Here is a 3,698-nt window from a genome sequence, read left to right on the forward strand (position 1 = left end):
CGCTTGCAATTGGACTATGTAGACTTGGTATTTTGCCATCGTCCCGATCCGAATACCCCGATCGAAGAGACGGTGTGGGCGATGCACGATATGATTCAGCAGGGCAAAGCACTCTACTGGGGCACGTCAGAATGGTCGGCAGCCGAGATCCGCAGCGCATGGCAAATTGCCGATCGACACCATCTGCACAAGCCCGTGATGGAGCAACCCCAGTACAATTTATTTCACCGCGATCGAGTCGAAACCGAATATGCTAGTCTCTATGACGAGCAGGGACTGGGTTTGACTACGTGGAGTCCGCTCGCGTCTGGTGTCCTCACAGGTAAGTATGCCAATGGTGTGCCAGCGGGGAGTCGATCGACTTTACCGGGCTACTCGTGGCTACAACAAGCAGTTACTAATACTGACTGGATTGCCGCTACCGAACGCCTCCGCCCGATTAGCGAGCAGTTAGGATGTACGCTCTCGCAATTGGCGATCGCCTGGTGTGCCAGCAATCCGCATGTGAGTACGGTCATTACTGGAGCCAGTTCCAAGGAACAAGTTATCGAAAATATGGGCGCGATCGAGATTATTCCCAAGATCGACGCCGAATTGAAGCAAAAAATCGAAGCCGCAGTGGGCAAAGTTCGATCGGACTCGGCTGAGTAGTCGCAAGAACTGATTCTTCTATCTAAATAGATTGCCCTACTGGCGAGGGATAATGTCATCGAGTCGAAGCTGAAGTTCGGGAAAGGTGGGAGATAAAATCGATGCTCCCAACCGAAATTGTTGTTGGTTATATGTCTCTCCAACAAGTTGACAAACTGTGAAAGTTGGTTGTTTTGGTTTGCCGATAAAAGCAATACCCCCAATTCCTAAGTAGTCCACAATCCAATATTCTGGAATACCTAATAGGGCGTACTCTTCTATCTTCCGAGCATAATCATCCTGCCAATTAGTACTGACAACTTCAACAACCAGCTCGATCGTATTTCCATTGCAGACGATCGGTTCCTTTTGCCAGAGTGGTTCTCGATCGAGCTTAGTTTCATCGAGTACGATCGCGTCAGGGCGCAACGCGGTAGCAGCCATCGCAGGTGGTTTGATTAGGCAATTTTTGGGTACGATCCAGTTGCGGCGAGAACGTAAGATTTCTACAAAAATGTAGCCGATTATCTTTCCAGTTACAGCTTCATGAGGGCCAGTCGGTTCCATGTCTCGCACTTCTCCATCAATTAGCTCGTAGCGAGGATTGTCACCATATTGGATGATAAATTCATCAAAGGTAAGAACTTTAGTGGTTGTATAGGTCATAGTGTGATTATTCCTATTTTTTATCCTCAAAGTTTAGTATCTACTTTATTGAGTATGGATATTTAGATCGACAAATCCATATTCTCTAGTTGTGAACTATTTGTAGCGTTCATATTTGCTTTTTGACCTCAAATATATTCGATTTAACACACTTGAAATTCCCCAAATCTTAGTGGTAAGCAGTGCCTACTCTAATTTTCTTATGTTGGCACAGGATATTTTTCTAAATGTCGTGCTTCAGACTCAAATGCAGTAATGCATTCATTTAACACATGCAACATGAATTCAACACTAAAGCCAATTACAGGGGGAGTAGTATACATTCCGCGATAAGTGGGTTTTGTTGGCGATCCATGTAAGTTATAACTATGAGACCCACTTCCAGATCTTCCTTCATGAATATAGGCCGATCGCATTTTCTTGTAAGCAATTGCACCATATCTTGAAAACATTAACCATTTTTCAAGCTCTTTAGGATTTGTTGTAGGACAATATTCCAAGGTGCCAGCAATAATGAGATCCATTCTCAAGTCGTCTGAAATTTGACGACTTTGAGCAGTTTGTTTTGCGTCAAGTTGCGTAGGCGTTAGACGCCCTCCAATTTTGCCAAGAAATGTACACGCATCTTCAGGCAATTTCCGCACAGGGTTTTGATCGACAACAACATCTCCTCGATCTATTCGGCTCCACAAGTCAGGTAATGAAACAATTTGAAATAGTTCATCACCATAATGCGCCAGAAAAGCATCAAAGATAAGGCGTTTATTTTCTTTTTTTATGCCTTTGTTGTTGCATTGCTCTTCACCAATATTCTTTGCCCATAAATTGGAAAGAGCGTCAAGAGATGCCCAAAGGAGTACATTGGCTTCATGATTGTGCTTGCTAAGATCTAAATTATTAATAAATGCATGTCTTTGTCTCCAATAATCAAAGAAGGTTCTAATCCTCCACTCTAGATCGTCATTCTGGATTAGCATAGATAGATTACCCCCGATACCAAGTACTCGGAACGCCAGCTTTATCGATCACTACGATTTTTTCTTCGGTTAATTGAGCGCGGATGCGATCGCTAGTGGCGAAATCTTTATTTGCTCTAGCGATTTGACGTTCGGTGAGTAATGCTTCGATCTCCGCATCGCTCAAACCACTAGTTTGTACTTTTAATTCCTCGGGATTGACTTCCAAACCTAACACTCCTGCTAATTCGATTAATGTTTGCCACTTGTCTTTGAGTAGATTGGGATCTACTGTTTGCTCGCTATCGTGGGTGATAATATTGCCGACTTTTCGCAATTCTTTGGCGAGTTCAAATACTACCACCAAACCTTCGGCAAAGTTAAAATCGTCGTCTACAGCAGTACGAAATCTATTGACTTCTGCGGTAGTAGCTGTAGCTCCAGCACGAATCGGATCGAGGTTATCCCAACCTAATTTTTTGCCAAATTCATAACCAAATAACATCCCGTCTTTAATAGTCTGCCAACTTTGTCCGGCGGCGGTAATCGAGGCATCGCTAAAATCCATCGGTTTGCGATATTGTGCCGTGAGGACGAATAACCGAATTGTCATCGGATCTACGGGATCGGTCGTGCCGTCCGATTTATGACCGTCAAGCAAGGCGCGGATGGTAGTAAAGTTGCCCAGAGATTTAGACATTTTCTCACCGCCGACTCTCACCATCCCATTGTGCATCCAGTAGGTTGATAATGGTCGATCGTGAGCGCATTCGGATTGGGCGATTTCATTTTCGTGGTGGGGGAAGACGAGATCGCCGCCACCGCAATGGATATCGATGGTGTCGCCGAGTTGCTTTTGGATCATCGCAGAGCATTCTATATGCCAGCCTGGGCGACCGTTTCCCCAGGGAGACTCCCAGGCGGGTTCGCCCGGTTTTGCTGCCTTCCACAGGGCAAAATCAAAGGGGTCTTCTTTCTTGATTTGGTCGGGATCTGCGGCTTCGACGCGTTCGCCGCCGCCAGCACGGAGATCTTCGAGGTTGCGCTTGGAGAGTTTACCGTAGTCAGCATCTTGGCGCACGCGGAAGTAGACATCGCCGTCTACTGCATAGGCAAAGCCTTTGGTTTCGAGATCGGCGATCAGATCTTGAATTTCTTGGATGTGCTTGGTGGCGAGGGGATAGTTATCGGCGTCGCGGACATTCAGGCGGTGGAGATCTTCAAAGTAAGCAGCCGTGTATTTTTCGGCAACTGCGGTCATTGAGCTTTGTTCGAGCTTGGCGCGGTTGAGGATCTTATCGTCGATATCGGTAAAATTTTGGACGTATTTAACTTCATAGCCGCGCCATTGCAGATAGCGACGCACGGTATCCCAAACAATATACGATCGAGCGTGACCGAGATGGCAGTAGTCGTATACAGTCACCCCGCAGCAGTACATTTTCA

At 45.9% G+C, this 3,698-nt stretch carries 4 protein-coding genes; 1 reads left to right on the top strand and 3 read right to left on the bottom strand.

Annotated elements, in window-relative coordinates; all coding sequences use genetic code 11:
• Positions 1–651: aldo/keto reductase (locus RMO52_RS11650; protein ID WP_310414243.1), on the top strand; the 651-nt coding region annotated here is incomplete at its 5' end.
• A gap of 36 nt (positions 652–687) precedes the next feature.
• On the opposite strand, the gene RMO52_RS11655 is transcribed toward RMO52_RS11650, so the two are convergent.
• The 3 genes from RMO52_RS11655 to cysS form a co-directional block, all read right to left on the bottom strand.
• Complete coding sequence (locus RMO52_RS11655) at positions 688–1,296, bottom strand: Uma2 family endonuclease (RefSeq protein ID WP_310414246.1); 609 nt, start codon at positions 1,294–1,296, stop codon at positions 688–690.
• A gap of 200 nt (positions 1,297–1,496) precedes the next feature.
• Positions 1,497–2,273: a hypothetical protein gene (locus RMO52_RS11660; RefSeq protein WP_310414249.1), complete on the bottom strand. Its 777-nt coding sequence runs from the start codon at positions 2,271–2,273 to the stop codon at positions 1,497–1,499.
• Between the two features lie 7 nt (positions 2,274–2,280).
• On the bottom strand, positions 2,281–3,698 hold a 1,418-nt coding region (cysS, locus tag RMO52_RS11665; RefSeq protein WP_310414252.1), incomplete at its 5' end, for a cysteine--tRNA ligase.

Source organism: Chamaesiphon sp. OTE_8_metabat_110 (genome assembly GCF_031382685.1).
Classification (GTDB): domain Bacteria; phylum Cyanobacteriota; class Cyanobacteriia; order Cyanobacteriales; family Chamaesiphonaceae; genus Chamaesiphon.

Excerpts from the sequence above, each read along its gene's own strand:
- RMO52_RS11660 (WP_310414249.1), bottom strand. The coding sequence starts at position 2,273 with ATGCTAATCCAGAATGACGATCTAGAGTGGAGGATTAGAACCTTCTTT.
- RMO52_RS11655 (WP_310414246.1), bottom strand. The coding sequence starts at position 1,296 with ATGACCTATACAACCACTAAAGTTCTTACCTTTGATGAATTTATCATC.